Origin of the sequence: Rossellomorea vietnamensis (assembly GCF_008180415.1) — a bacterium.
Classification (GTDB): domain Bacteria; phylum Bacillota; class Bacilli; order Bacillales; family Bacillaceae_B; genus Rossellomorea; species Rossellomorea vietnamensis_C.
In genome coordinates this window covers 215,407-241,423 of record NZ_VTEI01000003.1, presented here as the reverse complement: position 1 = coordinate 241,423, position 26,017 = coordinate 215,407, and the positions used below count along the sequence as shown (strand labels likewise).

General features: G+C 42.5%; 7 protein-coding genes and 1 riboswitch. Of the genes, 6 read left to right on the top strand and 1 reads right to left on the bottom strand.

Annotated features, from left to right (window positions below):
• Positions 1-766: 766 nt before the first annotated feature.
• Positions 767-5,719, bottom strand: a complete 4,953-nt coding sequence (locus FZC78_RS07395; protein ID WP_148939010.1) for an immune inhibitor A domain-containing protein — start codon at positions 5,717-5,719, stop codon at positions 767-769.
• 1,053 nt (positions 5,720-6,772) lie between these two features.
• Between FZC78_RS07395 and FZC78_RS07390 the strand changes: the two genes are divergently transcribed.
• The 6 genes from FZC78_RS07390 (at position 6,773) to FZC78_RS07365 (ending at position 24,878) form a co-directional block, all read left to right on the top strand.
• Entirely contained in the window at positions 6,773-6,964 is a 192-nt protein-coding gene (locus FZC78_RS07390) for a hypothetical protein (protein ID WP_148939009.1), read from the top strand.
• A 26-nt stretch (positions 6,965-6,990) separates the two neighbouring features.
• Positions 6,991-9,054 carry a methyl-accepting chemotaxis protein gene (locus tag FZC78_RS07385; protein ID WP_148939008.1) on the top strand — a complete coding sequence of 688 codons (2,064 nt, stop codon included), beginning with the start codon at positions 6,991-6,993 and terminating at the stop codon, positions 9,052-9,054.
• A gap of 598 nt (positions 9,055-9,652) precedes the next feature.
• Positions 9,653-9,737: riboswitch (cyclic di-GMP riboswitch) on the top strand.
• Between the two features lie 465 nt (positions 9,738-10,202).
• Entirely contained in the window at positions 10,203-14,549 is a 4,347-nt protein-coding gene (locus FZC78_RS07380; protein ID WP_148939007.1) for a S8 family serine peptidase, read from the top strand.
• 1,381 nt (positions 14,550-15,930) lie between these two features.
• Entirely contained in the window at positions 15,931-17,781 is a 1,851-nt protein-coding gene (locus tag FZC78_RS07375; RefSeq protein ID WP_148939006.1) for an LTA synthase family protein, read from the top strand.
• 509 nt (positions 17,782-18,290) lie between these two features.
• The gene (locus tag FZC78_RS07370; protein ID WP_148939005.1) at positions 18,291-22,277 is read left to right on the top strand and encodes a cell wall-binding repeat-containing protein; all 3,987 of its coding nucleotides are present in this window, start codon (positions 18,291-18,293) and stop codon (positions 22,275-22,277) included.
• Between the two features lie 114 nt (positions 22,278-22,391).
• Entirely contained in the window at positions 22,392-24,878 is a 2,487-nt protein-coding gene (locus tag FZC78_RS07365) for a cell wall-binding repeat-containing protein (RefSeq protein ID WP_187444840.1), read from the top strand.
• The last annotated feature ends 1,139 nt before the right edge of the window (positions 24,879-26,017 follow it).

Below are 26,017 nucleotides of genomic sequence, written 5' to 3'. Positions count from 1 at the left end.
TCTTGTGAGATATGTCCGAAGTGAGGCCATCTTCGGTCGGGAGAGCTGGAATTCTTGTGAGATATGTCCGAAGTGAGGTCATCTTCGGTCGGGAGCGGCGGAATTTGAGTGAGATATGTCCGAAGTGAGGGTATCTTCGGTCGGGAGCGGCGGGATTTTGAGCGGGATATGTCCGAAGTGAGGGCCACTTCGGTCAGGAGGGGTGAAATGTGAGCGGGATATGTCCGAAGGGAGGTCATCTTCGGTCGGGAGAGCTGGAATTCTTGTGAGATATGTCCGAAGTGAGGTCATCTTCGGTCGGGAGCGGCGGAATTTGAGTGAGATATGTCCGAAGTGAGGCCATCTTCGGTCGGGAGAGCAGGGATTCTTATGAGATATGTCCAAAGTGAGGGCGTCTTCGGTCGGGAGCGGCGGAATTTGAGCGAGATATGTCCGAAGTGAGGGCCGCTTCGGTCGGGAGGGCTCGGAATTTGAGCGAGATATGTCCGAAGTGAGAGTATCTTCGGTCGGGAGCGGCAGAATTTGAGTGAGATATGTCCGAAGTGAGGGTATCTTCGGTGGGGAGCGGCAGATTTTGAGTGAGATATGTCCGAAGTGAGGGCCGCTTCGGTCGGGAGAGCCGGAATTTGAGCGGGATATGTCTGAAGGGAGACCCGTTTCAGTCGGGAGCGGTGGAATTTGCGTTCTTCGCTTTAGGCTGTTCATCCATACAAAAACAGACATGTCATCACGACATGTCTGTTTTTTGTATCTTAACGAGCCAGGATTATCTTACTGCTTTTAACAATTCTTCCTTAACGTCCGTTCCTACTGCACTATTTCCACCAAGAACTGTGACTGCAGATACATAGGTTGTATTTGCATATTTAGTCAGGAAGTTCTTAACTTCTTCAGGCAGGGAGTCTGGATTTACTAGCAGCAATAGCCCATCATTTTGGTTTACAAATGGTGTTGCTGATAGAGCATCTGGATAGTTTTTGCCGCTTGCAACGAAAATTTTGTCCGTTGTCACATTGAATTCTTTGAGCAATTCTACCAATGTGGCATAGCGGTCAGAACCAGAGAGTCTTTTCACTGATTTGGAAACAGCTTTTGCTTCTTTAATCACTGAATCCGTGATGGCAGCTGTTCCGCCTGCAGCATAAACATCTTCACCTTTCAGAATAGCTTCCGCTTCTTTAGAAAGGTCCGTTCCATTTGTTAAAACAATCGGCATGCCTTCAGCACCAGCGATAGATCCAGCACTTAGTGCATCGGCATAGTTTGCTCCTGTTGCCAGGAAGACGCCGTTGCCTTCAAAGCCAAGTTCTTTCAGTTCTGTAACAATCGCCAGGTTCGTTTCATAGCGATCTTTACCGGAAAGACGGTCAATATTATCTTTGTCGATTCCGATTCCTGAAAGTTGAGTGTAAACTCCCTCATTGACGGCCGCTTTTCCACCAACCAGGTAGACATTTTCTGCTCCAAGGCGCTTCAATTCAGCTAGCGCGGCAGAAGATAATTCACCATCAGCGGTAACCGGAATGATCGGTGCGTCTAATGCAGAAGCTAACGGACCTGCAGATAGAGCATCCGGGAAGTTGTATCCAGTAGTAATCAGTACTGTTTCAGCTCCGCCTTCTGGATACATTTCTTTAGAAACTTCGATGGCTGTTCCAACACGGTCAGTGCCGGATACTACATCCAAAGTGGCTTCAGAAGCTTGTTTCACGTTTACTGTACGAGTTACAGAAGTCTTGTTTCCAGCTTTGTCACTTACACTATAAGTAACATGATACGTGCCGGATTTTAATCGAAGAGTGGATGTGACCGTTACATGATCTGTTAGGTTTCCATCCATTGTATCTTCTGCAGCAAAACCAGGTTCTACGAAATATTGGCCAAAGTCAAGTTCTACCGGGTTATTACCGGAAAGGGTGATGACTGGAGCGGTAGTATCCACTACTGTTACTGTACGTTTTACTGCCGCTGTATTTTCTGCAGCATCGGTTACAGTGTAAGTAAGGATATATTCGCCTGCCGTATTAACATCTACTTTTCCAGAGACTGTTACTTCATCCGTCAGGTCACCATCAACTGCATCAGTTGCTGTGAATCCTGGATCTGTGAAGGTTGTTGCACCTTCTACTACCAGCTCAGCGCCATCTGTCAATTCAATGGCAGGTGCTGTAGTGTCAACGACTGTGACAGTACGAGTCACGGAATATTCATTATCACTGCTGTCAGCTACTGTATAAGTCAATGTATATTCTCCAGGAACAGCAGTATTAACTGTGCCTGTTACGACAACTTTATCAGTTAGATCTCCATCAACATTGTCAGTTGCGGTAAATCCAGGTTCTTTATATTCAGAACCAGCTTCCAATTCGATTGTGCTTTCACCAGTTAATTCAATGTAAGGATTAACTTGGTCAACTACATGAACACGACGCTGTACAGATGATTCATTCCCAAGTGAATCCGTTGCAGAATACGTTAAGATATATTCTCCTGGAACCTCAGTGTTCACTTCGCCTGAAACGTCTACTTTATTTGTTACATCACCGTCAGTGAAGTCTTCGGCTGTATATCCTGGGTCAACAAACTCAGTATCTACATCCATGACGAAAGGATTCTCACCTTTTAATGTGATGGCTGGGCCTACTCCATCAACAGTGAATGGATTGGACGTGAATTTAATGTTGTTTCCTACTATATCTTTACCACGAACATGCAGATACCATTTTCCTTCAACTCCAGACAGAGTTAAAGCATCTCCATTCGTGAATGGAAGCCATTTTTCTGTCTCGCTTGCAGAGCGCTGCAATCCTTCGAGTTTGGAAGAATCACTAGCCGCATCTTCGGAGTTAGACCACTTATATTCAAGTGTTCCTTCAGCAGCATCCTTCACATTTACCGTAACAGAAGGTTGAGCAGTCACTTCTGTAGAACCGTTATTATCCAATTCAGGAGTAGGTGCTTCATTGTCTACTGTGAACGTTTCAGTGATAGAAGAATCTAAGGTTCCGTCACTAACGTCTACGAGTAAGGTATAGCTGCCGGACTCTAATCCTTCAGGCAGTGTGACTTCAACCGGGATGTCTTGAGACTCACGTGTTGAAACAAATGCGTCTTCCACAGACGCTACAACTTCCTCATCGCTATTAAGCACTTTGGAAGAAATCGTAACTTCTTGATCCAAGTTTCCATCGTTTGCTGTTACGGTAACGTTGATTTTGTTATGACCTTCATTACTTGAATACACTTCTTCAAGGCCAGTTAATGTTCCTGTTGGAGTACGATCATCAAATTCAATTTGGACTTTTGCAGTAGTCATATCAGCTGCTTGTTCCAGTACAGAAATATCGAGACCGTAACCAGGTACATTACGCCCTGAATAAATTTGGCCAGGGTTTGAATAATCTTCGTCATCATTAAACACCGGCTTGGCTGGTTGTGAAGCCAATTCCATGAAAGTACCATTGATATCTTTATAATCAAGATACATTTTATCAGTAGCATTTAAAGAGAATGCCGCATCCTGTATTTGGTATCTGGTAGCACCCACAACGCCATCGGACCATGCGGCAGTGGCTTGATGGGCATCAACTACCCCGTTGAAACCATCACCAGGGTGATCACCAACCCAGTTGTTATCGTATTTGTTATCTACATACCAAACAACCATACCTGGATCCAAAGTCATGATTGAATTACCGCGAGGGATATGCGCTAATGCCGTGTCGGCAGCAGCGTAGTTTCTCCACTCAACCAAGTAGTAGTGTTCAGAAGTTTTGATTCCGTCGGTTTTTGTAAAGCCTTTGGCTGTGAAAGCAGAAGTTTCTGATTCTGCATCATCTGTTACAAGGTCAGCGCCATCTGCAATAACCTTGATATCATCCACATAAAGACCCGGCATTGCAACATAACCGTCTGTCCAGTAGTTGATTTTCAGCTCGATTTCTTGTCCCGCAAACTCGGAAAGATCAAAGCTTGCTTCTTTCCATCCGTTTGAAGTTCCTGTAATTCCATGTCCCGGGCTTTGATCATATGGATTGGCATCTGTTGTGATATTACCGGCAACAGTAGCCCATTGACCAGAGCCATCTTTTACTTGTACGCTTGCATAATCCCAATGCTCTTCAATATCGTAGAACGCATTAAAGGTTAACTCAGCATTAGAAACATCTGTTAAATCCACTTTAGTGGAAAGGTTGTTATCCAGATCGTTTCCACTGCCACTGTGGTATTCAAACTCACCGCTAGTCGGTGTGTTAATAACCGTTTTCTTATCCGGCAAAGTGATTTTTACTGAATCAGCATTCGTTCCTTTAACGCTTGCTTGATCCAGGTCCAGCACCTTTTTGCCGCTTTGAATGTCCTCTAAGCTGTATTCAACATCTTTGAACCAGTTAGATTCAGGCATTCTATTCTGAAGATATTCTTTATCATATGGACTGAATCCGGTCGGCTCTGTTCCACCTATAAGCCCGGCCCAGCTTCCTGACGCCATGATTGTCCAGTAATCAGTTGGAGCCCCGACACCGCCAGCTGTATAGTTCGTGTCATAATGATCAGGAAGTCCTAAATCATGTCCGAATTCGTGAGCAAATACGCCTGCAGCTCCGTCTTCCGGCTGCACTGTATAATCTAGTGCAGCCAGTCCGCCGCCCCAATAGTCAACTTCTGCTTGTCCATCAGTCTCAGGAATGACCGATACGTCCTCTAAGTTCCAGCTGTGGGACCAGATCGCATCTGCTCCGAGAGCACCGCCGCCAGCTTCCTCACCTGTACCTGCATGGACGATCATCAAGTGGTCAATGATGCCATCCGGCTCACGGTAATTTCCGTCGCCATCTAAATCGTATAAATCTTCTTGGTCAAATTGTGCTAAATCAATGTTAGGATCCTTAGCTGCGTGAGCCAATGCCTCTTTAATCAGCTCACGAGGCCTGATATCACTGTCTTCTGCTGTTGGATAGTTTCCTCCATAATAAGCAGCAGGATGTTCAGCTGTATACCATTCTGAAACAGCTCCGTCAATTGTATAGCTTCCGCCGGATTGCTGTTCATAGAATTCCTTCATGGAAATGAAGTCTTCACCATTTCCGCCTTTATAGGTCTCGTCACCAAAAACCATATTTTCATAGTGTTCTTTTGTATAGTTATCATATAACAGTACTGGGTTATCAGCCTCTGTGATGCTGCTGTTCGAGTAGTCCGGGAAATCTATTAGAAGCACCAGCACTTGGTCGGTTTGCACATCTCCGTCCCAATCCTCTTCTTCAATTCCGCTGACTTTATTGGACTGTGCTTTTACCTTATTTTCTTCTCCGGCTTTTGGAGAAACAGGAGCTGTTTTCTTTAAGTTTGCTTTCCTTTGTAATTCAGTACGGACCTTTTTTTGATCCTCTTGATCTGCTGCTAATTTCTCAGCCTTTGCAGAACGTTTCTTCAAGTAGGTCTGCATCTGTTTTCTTTGTTCCTCTGGTGATGCATCCTCATCCACAATGCCTTGCTTGATTAATGATGGCAGAAGCTTCTCTTCATTTACCAATCCTAAGTCAAATGGTCCGCTGACATGCTGGCTTAAGAATGGCAGGTTCTCTTCGCTGCTGTGTGTATGGTCATGTGATTCAGCCTTAGCTGTGCTAACATTCCCAATCAGTGGAGCAAAGGAGCTGAAGATAATGCTTGATGAAAGGACAGATGTCCCTAATACCTTCTTCCAATCTAACATTCAATTTCCTCCCTGTATCTTGTGTTTGGAACTAAGTCCATATACTTGCCGTTACTAAAAAACTAATAAAATAGATTGGTTGCCTATGTAAAAATATCAATTATCTAAATATAAATAATAGTTCAATAGTTTGGGCGTATTAAAATTTTACCATATTTTATATAAATAACCACCAAAATGCCTGAAATATTTCATTTTTCGAAATAAAAGGACAAAGGGAGAGGTTCCTTGTCCTTCCAAATTATTACAATCCAGTGTTGCAAATGTTAAGTTGTGCTTGTATGTACCGATATGTTTACTAACAGCGGTCTTGTTACAGACTGATTTATTCGATAAAACAATTCTATTTTAAGGGGGAAATAGTAGTCCTAAGGGTCGTCTCTTAGATTTTTTTATGTATCTGTGCCGGTGGTGTGATCGGAACAGGTCACTACAACCACAAGCGGTTCTTTTACTTGCAGTGGTATGTACTTTTACTTGCAGTGGTATGTACTATGAAAAAAGCTATGCGATATAGAGTAAATTGAAGTGTGTGTGATTTATTTGAGAGCCTTGCTGGAGATCCTTATGAAGTGATCTCAAGGTATAGGATTTTAATAGAAGAGAACCCGAGGCTAAGAGAAGCATTTATGTTTTTAATAGGCTCTTCTCGTAAACTTTGTTGCTATTTGATATTAACCATAAAAAAATAAACCAATCACAAAGATTAAATCTGGCAAAACCGAAAAGAACAGAGCTGCTCTTCCCCGTTTAGTGTTAAAAGTCTTAGTATGAAAATCCGGCTCTTTGGATTTTTCCGAAAGCAAAAATATATGCGGAAACAGCCTTTTAATAAGACATGTTCATCCGGACATGTTATTTCCTTTTAGTTGAACAGGATAGGCAAGAGCACAATTGAATCAACATTAATTGCACACTTTGTTCTGACTATTTTAATTGTTTGCAATAGGTGAACTTTAACTTTCGACAAAAATCGACTTACTTTTACAATTCGAGCTATTACAATGGAATTCTACTAGGTAAATAGACTCATTTTTGGGAGGGGTGACATAAATGGTTTCAGAAGTTTTTAAAGCAAGAGTGGATTTTACAATGGATGTAACTAAATTGACGGAGGAACTCAGTATTATCAGCCATATTCTGCATCGTCATCCTTCTAAAGACATTAGCTCCTACATAGACCATCTAGAGAGAATCCAATACTTGACTACTAGAATCAATCACTTAATAGGGCGCACCTATTAAGCTTACTTCCAAGGGGGAACATTATATTGAAGAAAAGTAAAATGTCAGGTTTGTTGAACTTAAAAAGCCTGAGGCTAAAAATGATTATCGTTTTCTCAGTTATCTTTGCGATTATGCTCACGGGTTTATCCGGATTCCTATACATGAAGCAGAGTGCTGAAATTAAAGAGGATGTAAGAAATGATTCAAAGCTTGTGACTGAAGACTTGAAATATAATGTTAATATCTTTTTAGAAAAATATGAATCCAACATAAAGATGTTTGGAAATGAAGCGTTAATAAGAGAATACTTAAAAGGGAAGAGCAGTACATCTGATAATGGAAAAGATTCCTCTTCATTTCAATCGCAGATCGACGAAGAGAACATTTCTAAAGAATTCAGATCTTATATCAAAGAAAATAAAGATGTTACGAATGTATATGTTACCTCTATAAATCAGTCATTCCTTATTGAGCCGTTTGTTGAGCTTCCGTCCGATTTTAACCCGCAGAAAGCACCGTGGTTCAAAGGAGCAGAGTCTGATTCAGAAAAAGTATTTTGGAGCGACCCGTATAAAGACCAGACTTCCGGAAATTTTATTGTGACTGTTTCCAAAGCCGTTACAGAAGCAAATTCCAATAAACTTCTAGGTGTTATTGCAATGGATATCAAAGTTGAGCCTTTAAATGAGCTGGTTGGAAATATTAACGTGAATTATAACGGATATGCTTTTCTTTTCGACCAGCAAGCAATGGCTATGGTCCATCCGACTGAACAAGGAAATAACCTGATGGAGTTAAGCTTTATTAAAGATATGTATGACTCTGAACACAGCGCTGGCCGCATGGATTATGTATTTAATGATCAGGACAGGGTTTTGTATTATGAAACTCTTGAGAACACTAATTGGAAAGTCGGAACCGTTTATTTGTATGAGGACATGCTAAAGGAAGCAGCCGACCTACGTAACTTACTTCTCTTGTTGACTGTTGTTATGGTAGTTGTAATGGCTGTGGTGACTACTTTGGTTGCTCAGTCTATTGCCAAGCCTCTGGTCGTTCTGAATGAGCAGGTTGGGAAAGTCGCAGATGGGGACTTAACTGTGGAGGCGGAGTCGCGTTCCAAAGATGAAATTGGACAGCTGACGCAAAACTTCAGTATTATGGTGAAAAGTATGAGGGAGATCCTTCATTCTGTTCAAGATTCTGCATCCAATGTGAAAGTATCCTCTGAAAGTCTGAGCGCCATTTCTGAAGAAACGACTGCTTCGAGTGAAGAGGTTGCCCGTGCTATGAATGAAATAGCGAAAGGATCTTCCAGTGCTGCAGCTGATGCAGAGACAGGCAGTCACATCACTCTTGCTTTATCAGAGCAAATTGAAGATGTCAGTAAAGGTGCCTCCCAGCTCCTCACGCTTTCTGCCAGTGCTACAGAAGCAAGCAGTCAGGGGGTTGCTCAGATGAATACCTTAAAGGAGAAGGCAGATCAATCCAATAAGGTCATCCATTCGGTGGAATCTGTAGTACGTAATTTAACAGAGAAGATTAAAGAAATTGAAACGGTGATTCACTCTATTACTGCGATTTCGGATCAAACCAACCTTCTTTCTCTCAATGCCAGTATCGAAGCAGCGAGAGCAGGAGAACATGGAAAAGGTTTTGCCGTGGTAGCTGAAGAAGTCAGAAAACTGGCTGAGCAGTCCGCGCAGGCAACAGAGCAGGTCAAGAATACCATCGCAGGTATCCAAAAAGAATCTGAGCAGGCAGTACACGAAATGTCAGAAACAAAAATGATAGCAGGCGAGCAATCTGTAGTCGTTGAAGCGACTGAACAAGCTTTCCATACCATATTGGCAGGAATCGATGAAATGGTTTCAGCCGTTCATGGTATTAGTGAGAAAGTGACAGTGATGAGTTCCCATAAAGATGAGGTGGTTGGCGCAATCCAGAATATCTCTGCGGGTGCCCAGCAATCCGCTGCATCTTGTGAGGAAGTCAGTGCCTCTACGGAACAACAACTGCAAGCATTTTCCGCGCTTTCGGAGTCTGCTGAGACCTTAAGCGAATCAAGCAGAAGTATGCTGGAGATGAGTAAAAGATTTAAAGTGTGATATTCTAGGGGATGGTTCTCCTGCTGCTGCAGCAGGAGAACCATCCCCTTGTTTCCGTCAAGCTCTTTCTAAGAGATTGTTGCTCTTTATTGCTATTTTATCTCATCCCCTTTTTTACGTAAAGGGAGTCGCGGCCTGGCGGAAATCCGTTTCTAACCGTATCCGAAATTTCCCTCACTGCGGCATATAATAGAAGGATCTTTCTAAAATTCCTCAAAAAGAACTTTTATGGTGGATTGTGCAGGTTTCTTCATAGGAGATCACAAACCACTCATCATTCAATCTTTTGTATGCTATATATACTGCAAGACCCTAAATTATCAGGCGAGAAATTTGTCGATATTTATAATGTGTAGGGGTATAGATTTTTCTGATAATTAGTTATATTATAAATTTGCTAGTAACTAATTAAATAAGAAATGATTCTATTTATATAAGGTAGGAGGATACGTATGGCGGGCCATTATATGAAAGAAATATTTACCCCGTTAAAGATTTTTGGAATCAAGTTTTTTAGGAATGAAGAAAACCGAATTTATATTAAAGTGTTCAATCGACCTAGAAAACTGTTCTTCTAACGCTTCAGAATTAAAAAATCTAACTGATAAGGCAAAGCCATTGAAAAGTGGTGACGCAAAGCTATAGGGGCTGAAGTCTGAAGACAATGCCAGCCAGCTGCCGGTTTCTCCTTGTGATCTTTACAACTCTACTCTCATTACTCCTCTATTTTCACCTTCAAACTAACCATCCTGCTTTTAACCTGGACCGAAGTTGAAGTCATTGTTAGGGCGCATAATCTGGCCTTGCTATCAAATCTCGATGGGGAATCTCAACTCTCCTTTCTCCTGTCGGGGTGAGCCTCAATTCAGACAAAGCTCACTCGCTCTTTGACCGAAGAAGGCCTGACTTCAGACAAATCTCAGTCGAAAATTACCTCTCCTGACCGAAAACGGACCCACTTCGGACAAAACTCACTCAGAATTTCACCGGAAGAGGGGACCTGTCCCTCCGTCCCCTCCCTCCAATTTTCTCTGTCACTATTTGTCGACAAGTTACAATATCCTTCAAGACAACTAGAAGCTATACTAATCTAGTAAAATGTTAATATTTTCAATTATAAGATTTTTATTTGGAGGAGAAGAGAAGCTGTGAAAAGAACGAAAAAAGGAATTATTTCTGCTGGTTTGGCTTTGCTTGTCACACTGTCGCCCGTTAGTGAGTTTTCCGTATCTGCAGAGCAATCGGTGAACAAGATTTCCGCTCATGATTTAAAAGAGAAAATCGGTAAACAGCTTTTACGTGAAGGGAAATCTGAAGGTACGGCGCAGCTTCAAATGGTACCCTCCGATGAGAAATTACAAGAGAATACATTAGTTGTTCAATATAAAAACAAATTGCCTGCATCGCTTCATAAGAGTGCAGGAACCTCTGTCAAAAAGAGGGTGTCAGGGCTTGGGTTCGAAATTGTAAGCTATTCAAATAAAGCAAACCTTTCTAAAATCATCAAAACTTATCAAGGTAACCCTGATGTGATTTCTGTTCATAAATCGGCCGCCTTTGAGAAGCTTGGGAAGGCTGATCCGAAAGTAAGAAAACAGCCTTTCTTGAAAGAGTTGAAAGCGGCTGAAGCGCAAAGACTGGCTGGAGCTCATCCTGTTACAGTAGCCGTCATAGATGGCGGAGTGGACAATAAACATCCAGAGTTAAAAAGCAATCTGCTTCCGTCGATCAACATGGTTGATCCGTTGAGGGGGGCAGAGCCTGATCTGCATGGCACACATGTTGCAGGGATCATTGCCGGCCAAAAGAACAATGGAATCGGCGGGATGGGAATCAATCCATCAGCCAAGATTCTGCCTGTGGATGTATTCAATGGAAGCGAAACAGCGTTTGATTATGTCATTGCTGAGGGAATCCTGCGTGCAATAGAAGAGGAAGCCGATGTCATTAATATGAGCCTGGGAAGCAATTTCCCTTCTCCTATTATTGAAAAAGCAGTAGAAAGAGCCATCAATGCCGGAATTACGGTTGTTGCGGCTGCTGGGAACAGCGGAAGTGATGAACGGGAGTATCCTGCCGGGTTTGAAGGGGTTATCAGTGTAGGAGCGGTCAATGACGAAAATATCCTGACTTCCTTCTCGAATTATGGCTCATCCGTTGATGTAGTGGCACCTGGAGAGACCATTTACAGCACAGGATATGATCACGGTCAGAAATCAACTTTCAAGAAATTGAGCGGTACGTCCATGGCCGCTCCAATGGTCGCAGGAGCTGCTTCCCTAATTTTATCAAAATACCCTGACTTAACTCCTGCACAGGTTGAACACCTTTTAGAAAGTACAAGCCGGGATCTGGGTGCAAAAGGATTCGATCTTCAATATGGATACGGACTTATCAATCCTGCTGATGCATTAAAAGCAGACGTGAAGAATCTTCCGGACTCCATTTCTCTGTTCGAGGATGAGTTTCTCGCCAACGCCAAATCACTCAGCTTTTCCAGTGATAAGGCTCAAGCAACTGGAACCATTAAGCTTCCTGGAGAAAGACATTATTACAAACTGGATGTAGAAGAAGGAGAATACATCCAGTCGGCCCTGAGCAGCAGTGACCATTACGATTATGGCCTGGATATTTATTTATACAAATCCAATAAAGCCTACCCTCTGGAAGCCATCAATGTGAATGATGCGAAGGATGGTATTGCTGAAGGCTACTTGTACAAAGCACCAGAAGAAGGCACGGTTGTCATTGGAATCCGCGATGTTAATGGGAACTATAATGCAGATGGAAAGTCTTCCTACCGATTGAATGTTGAAAAAAGGACGGAACTGCCGGAAGACGAGTCCTCCTTGGAACAGCCTGTCTCCTTATCTTTGGAGAAGTCCTTGGACACCCCGCTGTTTCTGACAGGTGAAGAAGGCGATAGTGACTTTTTCACTTTCCAAGTGGATAAACCACAAGTGGTGAAATTTGATGTAACGGGGGTTCCTGGAATCGATTTAAGAGCAAATGTCTTTATGACCGATCCTTCCAACCCTGAAGAAGAGCTTGAAGGGGAAGACTATCTTGTCACATCTGTAGACAACAATGGAGTCGGAGGCAAAGAAACTCTTACGATAGAAGTGTTCCCGGAAATGACGTATACAGTCGAAGTGACCAATGGACCTGACTATTACTTTGACGAATGGTTGGGAGAGGATCTCTTCTCGTTTACATTCAGCGGGTTTGAATCTCTGCACCCTTACAGCGTTTCTCTTCAAGGAAAAGAACTTCCTGAGGATAAAGATGGGTTTCCGGATTCTCTAGGGGAAGAAGAGGAATCTTCATTAGATGATGAAACTACACCAGAGCAAGTGAGAGAATACTATGCAAAACAGTACTCTGAAAGAAAAGAAAACGAAGACACCATTGCCGATGATGAGGATGAGTTCATGGATCCTTTGGAGCAAAGTGCCCTGCCTTTGATGGAGGGAGAAGCGGGGAAGGATTACATCCAAACGATTGATGATATAGATCTTTATCATTTCTCACCAGAGACTACTGGGATTTATCAGTGGGATCTCAGCCAAAGTGAAACATTCCTGCCGTTAATGGAGTTGTTAGCTAAAGATGAGGAAATAGGAGAATGGTATCCTGTAGCCACTAATTACATGGGAATGTACCCTGAAGAGTTCCTGCATTCTGGTCTTGTGGAAGGCAGGCAGTATATCCTAGCTGTCATGAATGGATATTATCAGCCAAGCTTTGAGGAGTATAATGTTAAAGTCAATCTGTTTTATGAAGGAAAGGCAGACGAGAATGAGCCGAATAATTCTCCATGGGAAGCCACTGGAATCGAGGAGAAGGCAATCGGGGATTACAGTACGGTCAGCGATATGGACTACTTCTATCTGCCTCCGGGAGATAAAGGAATCTACGGCGTCAATGTTGCGCCAGTCCCTGAGAAGACGGAAGCAGGGGTCCCTGCTGTTCTGAAAGCCCCAATTGATCCGGTTCTGATTTTTATCGAAGACAGTAACGGAAACCAAGTGATTGATTATAAAGAGAGTGAAAATATGGTCGTTACTGATACGGGCTTTGATAATGAGATGGAGAAAGGCTCTTTTAACAGAAAGCAGGGTGCGGGTTACTTCATCCTGACACTCAACTATTTCAGTGACGTTGCCAGCTTGACACCTTACGAATTAACGGTAGGAGAAGCCTCCCATAAAGATGAAGATTCTCCAAATACGGTCAGCAATAATATCCCGTCGCAGCCATTGGAGATGAAAGTTGCCGGACAGGATAAATACCAGGCGAAAGGCCGGATGAATTACAGCGAAACAGGCGAGGATGTTGATTGGTATAAGCTTCCTGCCTGGAAGGGAACTTCTGCGGAGATTAGTCTCGATGCACCAGCTGATAGTGACGGAGCCTTAAAGGTTTATAGTAAAGCGGGTAAGCTCATTAAAGAAATCGATTACTATGGAGAGAGCGATAACGAAGTGTTTTCTCTGGATTTGACGGAAAGCGGCCCTTACTATATTGCCGTTTCGGATGCTGCAGGAAATCCGAGTGTGGAAGAGTATACGTTGACTGCCGCAACTTCTCCGGTTGATAAAAAAGTCGAGAGAATTGCAGGAAGCAGCAGGTATGATACTTCCTTACAGTTCTCGGACAGAATACCGGATAAATCATTGAACACAGTGATCCTGGCTTCAGGAAAAGATTATCCCGACGCGCTGGCAGGAGCGGTTTTAAACAAGAAGCTAAATGGAACGATTCTGCTGGTGGACGATAATACAGCCACTATTCAAAAAGTAATGAAAGAAACCTCGAGGCTTTTAAAGAAAGATGGAAAAGTGATTATTCTTGGAGGCAGGAATGCGATTCCGGCTTCTATGGAGACTGCAATTAAGAAACAATTTAAGGCAGAACGGGTATTTGGCGAAAATCGTACACAAACGGCTATTGCCATAGCGAAAAAGGTTCATTCTAAACCGGCAGAAATCTTCCTTGCTTCCGGAAAAGAATTTGCAGATACTTTAAGCGTCAGCCCTTATGCTGGAAGTAAATCCATCCCGGTCCTTCTGAATTCTTCTTCTGGACTGGATAAAGACTTGGAGAAATTCATCAAAGCAAGCGGAATTAAGAAAGTGACGGTTCTTGGTGGAGAAAAGGCGTTATCTAAACAAGTAGTTTCTGAGTTAAAGAAAGCGGGCGTTACCGAAGTCAGCCGTAAATCAGGTAAAGACCGCTATGAAACGTCAGCCAAGATTGCTGAAAGCTATTATTCAAACGGAACAAAAGCAGCCATCGCAAGCGGCAAGAGCTTTCCAGATGCGCTGGTGGGAAGCCATCTGGCATCGGTTTATCAAATGCCGATTCTGTTGACAGACGGTAAAGTGCTGGCAAAGCCAGTAAAAGATTATATGAAGAAAAGAGAGAACGGAAACTTCTACCTGTATGGAGGAGAAAAAGTTCTTGGCAAGGATATAGAAGCAGCCTTAAAATAATTTCGTAGAGAGTCCGCTGATTGCAAGGAGGGCACTGAAATATACCGAATTTAATATCAAATTCTCTTTAGCAAAGAAAAAGTCAACTATACTTCCTAAATCGGAAGAAGGGTTGACTTTTTTCTTTGAATCCATTGGTCCATTAAATGGGTTGCTCTTTTTCTCCACTCGCTTTAGAATCTTTTAGTGATTTTTGAACATTTGCCAGCCGGGCCTGGATAGATACCGGTTCAAGGCTCTGGAATAGTGACCAGCCAGTTTCAGCAGTTTGGCTTATATATATAGGGAAAAATTTCCCTTATTTATACAAGGGCACTGAAAATCTACCCAGTTTTATAGTCTACTTGCTTTAACCTAAGATAAAGTCAACTATCCTTCCTTAAAGAGGAAGAAAGGTTTTTTCTTGCTCTCTATCCTGGATCAGCTTTAGAATCCTTTGGTATTTTTTTATTTGCCTGCCACCGCTGGAAAGATAGAAGGGTGCTAATTAAAGGCACTGACCAATGGTGCTTAACTATGTAGTTCCGTGTTTTGGATAGTAAATAGAGGAAAGAGATTCCCTTATTTCTTACAAAACTCTAAAAAAAGCTAAATTAAAGGAATAAATTTCCCTTAATTGGCTTAATACGCTAGAAAAATTGTGCTTTTAATCATATAAGGGAAAAAAGTTCCTCTATTTTCCCCGTAATAAGCTTGAAATTGCAGATAAGGGAAAAAAATTCCCTTATCTACGGCTGAGTACCCAATTAAGGGAATGACTGGACAATTTCTCTCTAAAGCCCATTATATTATTCACCCAACCAAGCGGAACGGTCCTCCTCAACAAAAAACCAGCACTCTTTCATAAAGCTTTTATGAAAAAAGGCAGAATCGCTCTTGGAAGTGAGCGATTCTGCCTTTAAACTAATTGTTGGACTTTTTCAGTGGCCTCATTTATACTGCTGAATACTTAATAAAGAAAATGAGAAGCCGCTTTCGCTATAAAGCCCACTCCACCGTGCTCCAGCCCAGTGGAGCCGTTCATCTTAAACGGAAACCAACAATATCCACGAGAAAAAGGCAGAATCGTTCTTAGAAAATGAATGATTCTGCCTTTTAGATGTTTATTGGACTTTTTCAGTTCTATGGAAAAATTCGGTTTGCGGTATGGTGATTAAGCTATAAATCATGTTTCTTCCAACAATGAGGGACGGTCGCCTTCTGAAAATTTCCTAAAAACAGATACTTGTCCCTTTCACAATTCAAAGCCGTCATCTCAATTTTACGGTTCGTTTAAAAATTGAAGAAAAGGGTAATTAACAATTTTGTAATATTATTTACATTACCCACAAAAGAATTTACAATTAAGTAATTGAATTTACATTAATTGGAGTTGTTAAACTTGTTCAAAAAAAAGATTAGCGGTACACATCTGTTATTATTCACCCTCATATTTATCATCAAGCTTACAGTTCTAAGGGTTGTACTGTTTGAAAATTATAATGTATTTACAACTTTACGATCAGAGTTAGTCTATATATTTTCTGCACTTCTATTAATAGAGCTTATTTTTTCAAAAGGCAAAGTCATCGCCTATTTGATTTTTGATTTTCTTGTTACGGCGGTCTTTTTTTCGGTCATTGTCTATACCGCCTATTTTGGAACTCTTCCTTCCCATTACGATTTAAATCAATTAGATCAGGTCGGAGCTGTCAGTGACAGTATCACTCTATTGATTAAACCTCACTATTTCTTATTCTTTTTGGATTTTCTCTTTTTAATTCCTCTCTTGATTTTTATAAAGAAAAAGGATATTCATCTATTTTCTTTAAAATACAGAAACATGGGGATCCTTTTCGTTGTTTGTCTTATCGGACTTGTTCTTAACTTTTCTGTCCACAGGGATGAAAGAATAATAGATACAATGGCCACAGCGGAATCGAACGGTATATTCAATTATCAAATTCAGCAGTATTTCCAGGATGCCCAAACAGCCTCTGCGGTAAGAAGCTTTACGAACAAAGAAATACAGGATATAAAAGGGACCGCAGTACTTGGAGACGGTGACCGTTATTTTGGCGAAGCGGAAGGTAAAAACCTTATTATGATTCAAATGGAATCACTGCAGGACTTTATTCTCCACTCATCCATTGACGGACAGGAAATCACCCCGCATCTCAACGAACTGGCTAACCAAAGCTACTATTATACGAATGTCTTTCAGCAAATAGGAGCAGGCAATACCTCCGATGCTGAATTTATGGCTAATACCTCGCTTTATCCGGCAGGGCTGCAGGCTACTTCCAAAGCTTATGGAGACAGGAAAATACCAAGCCTTCCCCGGTTATTGAGTGAACAAGGATATGAAACGGCCACTTTCCATACAGGTGAGGTCACATTTTGGAACCGGATTGAAATGTATCCTGCATTAGGGTTTGGCCGCTATTATGACCGCGAATACTTTGGCGATGAAGATGTAGTCGGGAGTTTTGGTCCGTCAGATGACATTCTATATGAAGGAACAATGGATGTTATAGAAGGATATGTTGAGAAAGACAAGAAATTCTATACTCATATTATTTCGCTTACAAATCACTCACCATTTATTATGCCTGCTGAAAAAATCAGCATCGATTTGCCCTCGAAGTATCAGGACTCCTTCTTTGGAAACTATTTAGAAGCGTCTCATTATGCTGACGCAGCACTGGGAAGGTTCATTGAGGAGTTAAAGGCAAAAGGAATTTGGGAAGATACTTTGTTTGTCATTTATGGCGACCATTCAGGGCTTCATGGGAAGCTCTTGAAAAAGGAGGATACAGCCTTAATCAGTGAAGAAATTGGTCATCATTACTCAAGGGTAGACCGTTTTAACGTACCTTTTATAATTCACGACCCCTCAGCGGTAAAAGCTGAAGAAATTGACCAGGTAGGAGGGCAGATTGATATGATGCCTACTCTTTCGAATTTCCTTGGTCTTCAATTAGACGATTATATTCATTTTGGCCAGGACCTTTCTAATACGGAAAGCAACCTTTTTGGAATGAGATATTACCTTCCGACAGGTACATTCTTTAATAATGAAGTACTTTATGTTGCTAGTGCAGACGAGGAAAAGGAACCTGCAGCCTATGACTTGCAAACAACCAATTTCATCCCATTAAAGGAAGAATATAAAAAGTATATGAACAGAATGTTCGAACTCTATGAGTTAAATGATGCCTATCTTAATAGCCTCCCGCAAAGAGGAATCTAAATAAAAAACCTGCATCTTCTCTTAAGAAGAAGCAGGTTTTTTGCTGTGTAAAAAAAATCAAGCTTTGTAAAGAACTTTTAACTAGGTTTCCGTGTACGGCTTCTGCCCCAAAGGATTCATATCTACCGGAACGGACATAGCAGCACGGAATGTCAAAGATGGCGCCTTTGATCCGTCCAGCTACAGCGCCTGAGGGTCCGTACCCGCTGGAACGGAATTAGCCCCTCGGGGTCAAATAACCCAAAGAGAATAAAAGGAAAGGACGCCTTTTTTTCTCGTTGGAATATTTGCCTGTCGGGGCTGGTCAAGGCGCTTCCGCTTTTGTCTGAAGATTGAGTTAAACATACTCAATTTGCGAAAAATATCATATATTAAGAGTTTGTAAATGAATAGTATGGAACATTTAAATTTTTTTTACACATTTATAGGGATTTTAGTCGGATTTTATATTATACTAATGTATGTTGTAGAAATATTCACGGAAAACAGACTTTATCAGGAGGAATAGTATGGATCTTAAAATAGTTAAGCGCAAAACTCTTAATGTAGCCCTTGCATCAAGTATGGTAGTCAGCTTTTTTGCGCCTGGAGCGATTCAGAAGGCATCGGCTGCTGTAACAACTAATGATTTAATCATTTCTGAGTATATTGAAGGCAGCGGTCATAACAAAGCTATCGAACTTTACAATGGTACGGGTGCAGCTGTCAATCTATCAGACTATACGTTGGAGATTTACACAAATGGAGATGCTGGAAACAAGAAGACTTTTGGCCTGACTGGAACCTTGAATCCTGGTGAGGTTTACGTGATTGCAAATCCCCAAGCTTCTGCAGAAATCCTTAAAAAGGCAAATACAGAAGATGGGATGATAGCCAATTTTAATGGAAATGATCCTTTGACATTGCTGAAAGACGATAGTGTTATTGATTCTATTGGACAACTTGGTGTATCTGCCGATTATGGCAAAGATGTAACACTAGTAAGAAAAGCCTCTATCACTACAGGTGATAAAGACCCATCAGACACATTCTCCGCTGCTGCTGAATGGGATAACCTTCCAAAGGACAACTCCAGCAACTTGGGAGTCCATGGTGAGGAAGCACCTCCTGCAGAACCGATTACATTATCAACGATTGCTGATGCTAGACAAAGTGGAAAAGGATCAATAGTAAAAGTTGAAGGGGTAGCAACAGCTGCATTTACTTCAGGAAGCGCTACAAACCTTTACATACAAGATGGAACAGCAGGAATAGTAGTCCGCGCTGCGGGTATTACTGCTCAACCTGGCGACAAAGTCGTTGTAGAAGGTACACTGGATGACTATTATGGATTAGCCCAGATTTCTACAAGTTCGGCGAATATCAAAGTGGAAACGAAATCTGCAGGAGTGCCGAACCCGGCAGCTATTTCAGCAACTGAGTTCGCAGCCAATGGAGAAAAATACGAAGGAACATTCGTTGAATTCAGCAACATCACAGTTGAATCGGTTAATAACTTTGATGAATACACAGTCACAGATGGAACGGAACAGTTCGTTATTGCTCCTGATGCGGGAGGCCTTTTAGAAGTAGGAAAAACGTACGATTTCGTTCGTGGAGTAGTGGATTACAGCTATGATGAATATAAATTGGTTCCGCGCTCAGCTTCTGATGTGATAGCAGATGCCTTTTCCGTTGTTGCAAATCCTGCAAGCGGAACAGTTGTGGAAGGAACAGAAGTAGTTCTCCAGACCGAAACAGAAGGAGCTTCTATCCATTATACAACGGATGGTTCAGAGCCAACTGCAGCCAGTGCAGTTTATTCTGCACTGATCAAGCTGACTGCCGATGCGACAATCAAAGCGATTGTTGTAAAGGGAGAAGAAGTAAGTGAAGTTTCCACATTTAATTATGATGTAGTAAAGCCTGCTGATGATGTGGAAATCTACGATATTCAAGGTGAGTCCCATACTTCACCATATTCTGGAAAGAATGTTTCGGGTGTAGAAGGAATCGTGACGGCTAAGAACGGTTCCAACGGTTTCTATATCCAAACAGAAACTCCTGATAATAACGATAAGACCTCCGAAGCGATCTATGTTTACAAAAAAGGGAACTCTGTCACTGTCGGAGACAAAGTTTCCGTAGATGGAATGGTAACAGAGTATAGAGAAGGCGGCTATTCAGATGCAAAAGACCTTCTGACAACGCAAATTTCAGCTTCAAATATTAGTGAGATTTCAAAAGGAAATACACTTCCTAAAGCTGTCGTAATCGGTGAAGATCGTACACCTCCTACTGAAATTATTGAAGATGATAATATGACTAAATTCGAACCAGAAACAGATGGATTGGATTTCTATGAAAGCCTTGAAGGAATGCTGGTCGAAATTCCTGATGCTACGATTACAGGACCTGTCAAATATGACGAGCTTCCGGTTATTGTGAATACAAGCGAAGACCAGGAGCGTACGCATGCAAATGGCCTGCTTATCAATCCGAATGACTATAATCCAGAACGCATGTTGATTGATGTGGATGGAATCGATATTGATGCCAAAACAGGCGATATGCTGGATGGCTCTGTAACTGGTGTTGTCAGCTATGACTACAGCAACTTCAAAATACGTCCGATTGGAACATTCCCTAAATTAGTAGATGGCGGAACTGTACGAGAAGTGACATCTATAGAAGCAGCAGAAGAAGAGTTGACGATTGCTTCTTACAATATTGAAAACTTCCATAAAGGCGTAGGAACTGAAAAGATTAATAGAATTGCTGATTCTATCATTAAAAATATGAAAACACCGGATATTGTAGGGCTGATCGAAGTTCAGGACAATAATGGCCCTGACGATGATGGTACTACAAAAGCCGACGATTCTTATCAGGCAATCATTGATGCCATTGAAGCAGCAGGCGGTCCAACTTACAAATTTACGGAAGTCGCTCCTGAGAATAAAGTGGACGGCGGCCAGCCAGGCGGTAATATCCGCGTAGGCTTCATCTATAATCCTGAACGTGTTGAGCTTACGGACAAAGAAGCCGGAGATGCAACTACATCAGTTGGCGTTACAAAAGACGGTCTTACACATAATCCAGGACGGATAGCTCCAACAAGTGACGCTTTTGAAGATTCACGTAAACCTCTTGCTGCAGAATTCATGTTTAATGGCGAGAAGGTTGTTGTCATCGCAAACCATTTGAATTCTAAAGGCGGAGACGGTTCATTGTTTGGTGCGGCACATCCAGTTGTTCTGGGCAGTGAAGTACAGCGAATCGAACAAGCAAAGATTTTGAATAACTTTGTCAACGAAGTAGTAACGACTGTTGAAGATGCAAATGTAGTTGTACTTGGAGATCTGAATGACTTTGAATTCTCAGCTCCAATCAATACGCTGGAAGGCGACATCCTTACCAATATGATGGAGAAACTTCCTGCAGCAGAAAGATATACGTACAACTATCAAGGTAACTCTCAGGTTCTGGATCATATTCTTGTGACGAATAATCTGGCGGATAACACTAAGATTGACAGCATTAATATCAACTCTGACTTCAGTGAAGATCAAGGCCGCGCAAGTGACCATGATCCTGTACTTGCCAGCATTGGTTTCGAAGAAGAAGCAGTGGCTCCAGCGGTTGAAGTTAACCGGATTTCAGGGGAAGACCGTTACCAAACAGCAATTGAAGTATCTAAAAAAGGATGGGACTCTGCAGAAACAGTTGTGATTGCAAGAGGAGATGAGTTCCCAGATGCCCTTTCTGGTGCTCCGCTTGCTTACAAGCTTGATGCTCCAATCTTGTTGACCGGTAATGGCTTTATGAGCCAAGAAGTAAGAAATGAAATTAAACGCTTAGGTGCAAAAAAAGCTGTAATTCTTGGCGGCACAGGAGCCGTTTCAAATTATGTTGACTACCAAATCAATGGGCTTGGAGTGAAGACAGAGCGTATTTCAGGCGCAGATCGTTTTGAAACTGCAGCAAATATTGCTGCAAGACTTGGCGGATCACCTGAGAAAGCAGTTATCGCCAACGCACGTACCTTTGCAGATGCCCTTTCTGCAGCATCCTATGCTGCGCAAAATGGTTATCCAATCATCTTATCTGAACAAGATATGATGCCGGAAGCATCCACGAAGGCAATCAAATGGATTGATAAGCAGATTGTTGTCGGTGGGGAAAGTGCTATTAACACGAAACTTTTCAATAGCTTAAGTGATGCTGACAGAATCAGCGGTGCTGACCGTTATGCAACATCAGCGGAAATTGCCAAAACGCTTACTCCTGTAACTGACAAGGCGATTGTAGCAACAGGAATGGAATTTGCAGATGCATTGGCAGGTTCTGTCCTTGCTGCTAAAGAAGGAGCAGAAATCTTGCTTGTCAAACCATCTGAAGTGCCTGCATCCATCTTGGAAGCAATCGAGAAAGACCAAATCAACAAGTTCCATGTCATCGGCGGAACTCAAGCTGTTGGGGAATCTGTACTGGACAAGCTTAAAGAGGAAAAGTAAAAAGTTTTTAGGAGGGTGAAAACCAGCCCTCCTGGACTCTTATTATATTATTATTAGTTTCATAGATTGTTCAATAAAAGCATCAAAAAAATGTTAAAAAGGATGGGGTCAATTATGAAAATGAAAAAACCACTTTATGGAGTTCTCTCAACTGCCGCACTTGCTGCAGGAATCTTTGCGGTATCTCCTTCAACTGCTGCAGAAGCAGCTGCAGGAGAAAATTTCGACTTGACAATCATGCACACAAACGACACGCATGCACATTTGGACAATGTCGCACGCCGTATTACAGCAATTAAAGAACTGCGTGCTGAAAGAGAAAACTCAATTCTTTTAGACGCTGGGGATGTGTTCTCAGGAACTCTTTTTTACACAAAGTACAAAGGCCTTGCTGACGTAGAATTCATGAACATGATCGGATATGATGCAATGATTCCGGGTAACCATGAATTTGATGACGGCCCTGCTGCATTCGCTAACTTTATTAAAGAAGCAGACTTTCCAATCCTGAGTTCGAATATTGATTTCAGTGGAGATAAAGACATCAGCCCGCTGGTACAAGATGAAATCGGTACACCTGGTGAGGGTGGAAAAGTTTATCCTGCTTCTATCATTGAAGTAGACGGAGAGAAAGTCGGTGTCTTTGGTTTAACAACTGAAGAAACGGCTATCCTATCCAGCCCTGGAGATACGGTTGTATTCGAAGATTACCTAGAGAAAGCCGAAGAAACGGTAGCGATGCTTGAAAAACAAGGCATCAATAAAATTGTTGCTCTTACTCACCTTGGATATAACTACGATGTCAAGCTTGGCGAAACAGTAGAAGGAATCGACGTCATCGTTGGCGGACACAGCCATACTAAGATTGCAGAAGCAGTTAAGGTTAAAAAGGCAGATGAAAGTGCTGACCCGACAATTGTTGTTCAAGCAAATGAATACAGCAACTTCCTTGGAGACCTTCAGGTGAGCTTTGATGAAGAAGGAGTTCTTGTTGACGGATCATGGGACGAAAATCTTATCGATCTTAATGAGCAGGATGCTTCTGAAAATTATGTAATCCAAGCAGATCCTGAAGCACAGGCACTGCTTGACGAGTTAAAAGGGCCGCTTGAAGAAATGAAGGAAACAGTTGTTGGTTCTTCAGCTGCTTTCCTTAATGGTGAACGTAATGATGTTCGTACAAAAGAAACCAATTTGGGTAACTTGGTAGCCGATGCCATGCTTGAAAAAGCACAGCAAAATGAAGGGAAAGCTACGATTGCGATTCAAAATGCAGGAGGAATCCGTGCCTCTATAGACGAAGGCCCAATTACATTGGAGGAAGTCCTTACTGTAATGCCGTTCGGCAACACACTGGTAACTCTTGACTTAACTGGTGAAGAGATCATTAAATCACTTGAAAACGGTGTGAGCGACCTTGAGAATATCGCAGGCCGCTACCCTCAAGTTGCGGGACTGAAGTTCTCTTATGATGCAACTCTTCCAGCAGGAGAAAGAGTACTCGATGTACAAGTTGAAACGGACAAAGGATTTGAATCTATCAATCTTGAAGAAACATATACTGTTGCTACAAATGCCTACATTGCAGACGGCGGTGATGGATATGAAACATTTGGAGAAGCTAAAGAAGACGGAAGAATGAACGAATTATTCTTCGTTGACTATGAAGTACTTAATGAATATCTGGATAAACATCCAAATGTAGAGCCTAAGGTTGAAGCTCGTATTGTGGAAAGCAGCACGGAACGTATCAAAGGTGAAACTCGTTATGAAACAGCTGTGGAAATTTCAAAAGCTGGCTGGACAAACGCTGAAACAGTTGTGATTGCCCGTGGAGATTCATTCCCGGACGCATTAGCAGGGGCTCCGCTTGCTTACAAACATGATGCCCCGATCTTATTAACGGACAAGGACGTCTTGACTAAGGCTGTTAAAGAAGAGATTAACCGTTTGGGTGCAAAGAATGTTATCATTCTTGGCGGAACTGCCGCTGTCGATAATTATGTTGAATACCAGCTTGAAGGTATGGGGCTTGATGTTGAACGTATTGGCGGAAAAGACCGCTGGGCAACGGCAGCTAATATCGCTGCTCGTATGGGCGGAACACCTGAAAAGGCTGTAATTGCTAACGGAAATAACTTCCCTGATGCACTTGCTGTCGCTTCTTATGCTGCACGTCATGGATACCCAATTCTTTTAACAGAGAATGACGATCTTCCAATGTCTACGGATATTGCTCTTAAAGGAATTGAAAGCACAATTGTTGTAGGTGGTACAGCAGCTGTAAATGCTGATGTATTTGGAGATCTTCCATCTGCAGAAAGATATTCAGGTGATACTCGCTACGCTACTGCTGCAGCTATTGCGGAAGACTTAATGCCTTCATACCGTGTGTATGTGGCAACAGGCACTGAATTTGCTGATGCACTTGCAGGATCTGTTTTGGCTGCTAAAGAGAATGCGTCTATGGTTCTAGTAAAACCAGAAATGCTTCCTGCTGAAACAAAGGCTGCCATGGATGCGTTGAATGCTTCAGAATTTAACGTGCTTGGTGGAAAGAATGCGGTCAGCGAAAGTGTTATTGATCAATTGAAAAAATAATTTTGATAGAATTGTATAAAGCTGCCGGGGATTTTCCTGGCAGCTTTTTTATTGTTTAGGAAATTATAAATTCACCCTCTATGGATAACTTATAGCTGCATCCTCCACGTCCAGCTGCAGCGCCTAGCCCCTCGGGGTCAAATGTTCCTCAGAGAATAAAAGGAAAGAGCACCTTTTTCTCTCTGAGGAACATTTGCCTGTCGGGGCTGATCAAGGCGCTTACGCTTTTGTTCTTGGATATGAAAGCAAAACATTACACATCTAAAAGGAAGCAGATCTCTCCCGACCGAAGCATCGCCAGCTTCATACATATGTCGGCGGAAATCCGTCTCTCCCGACCGAAGCATCGCCCTCATCATACATATGTCGGCGGAAATTCGTCTCTCCCGACCGAAGCGACACCAGCTTCATACATATGTCGGCGGAAATCCGTCTCTCCCGACCGAAGCATCGCCCTCATCATACATATGTCGGCGGAAATTCGTCTCTCCCGACCGAAGCGGCACCAGCCTCATACATATCTCCGCGGAAATCCAGCTCTCCCGACCGAAGCATCGCCAGCCTCATACATATGTCGGCGGAAATCCGTCACTCCCGACCGAAGCATCGCNCCTCATACATATGTTCGCAGAAATTCGTCTCTCCCGACCGAAGCGGCACCAGCCTCATACATATGTTCGCAGAAATTCGTCTCTCCCGACCGAAGCGGCACCAGCCTCATACATATCTCCGCGGAAATCCAGCTCTCCCGACCGAAGCATCGCCAGCCTCATACATATGTCGGCGGAAATCCGTCACTCCCGACCGAAGCATCGCCAGYTTCATACATATGTCGGCGGAAATCCGTCTCTCCCGACCGAAGCATCGCCAACCTCATACATATGTTCGCAGAAATTCGTCTCTCCCGACCGAAGCGGCACCAGCCTCATACATATGTTCGCAGAAATTCGTCTCTCCCGACCGAAGCGGCACCAGCYTCATACATATCTCCGCGGAAATCCGTCTCTCCCGACCGAAGTATCGCCAACCTCAGACATATGTTCGCAGAAATTCGTCTCTCCCGACCGAAGCGGCACCAGCCTCATACATATGTTCGCAGAAATTCGTCTCTCCCGACCGAAGCGGCACCAGGCTCATAC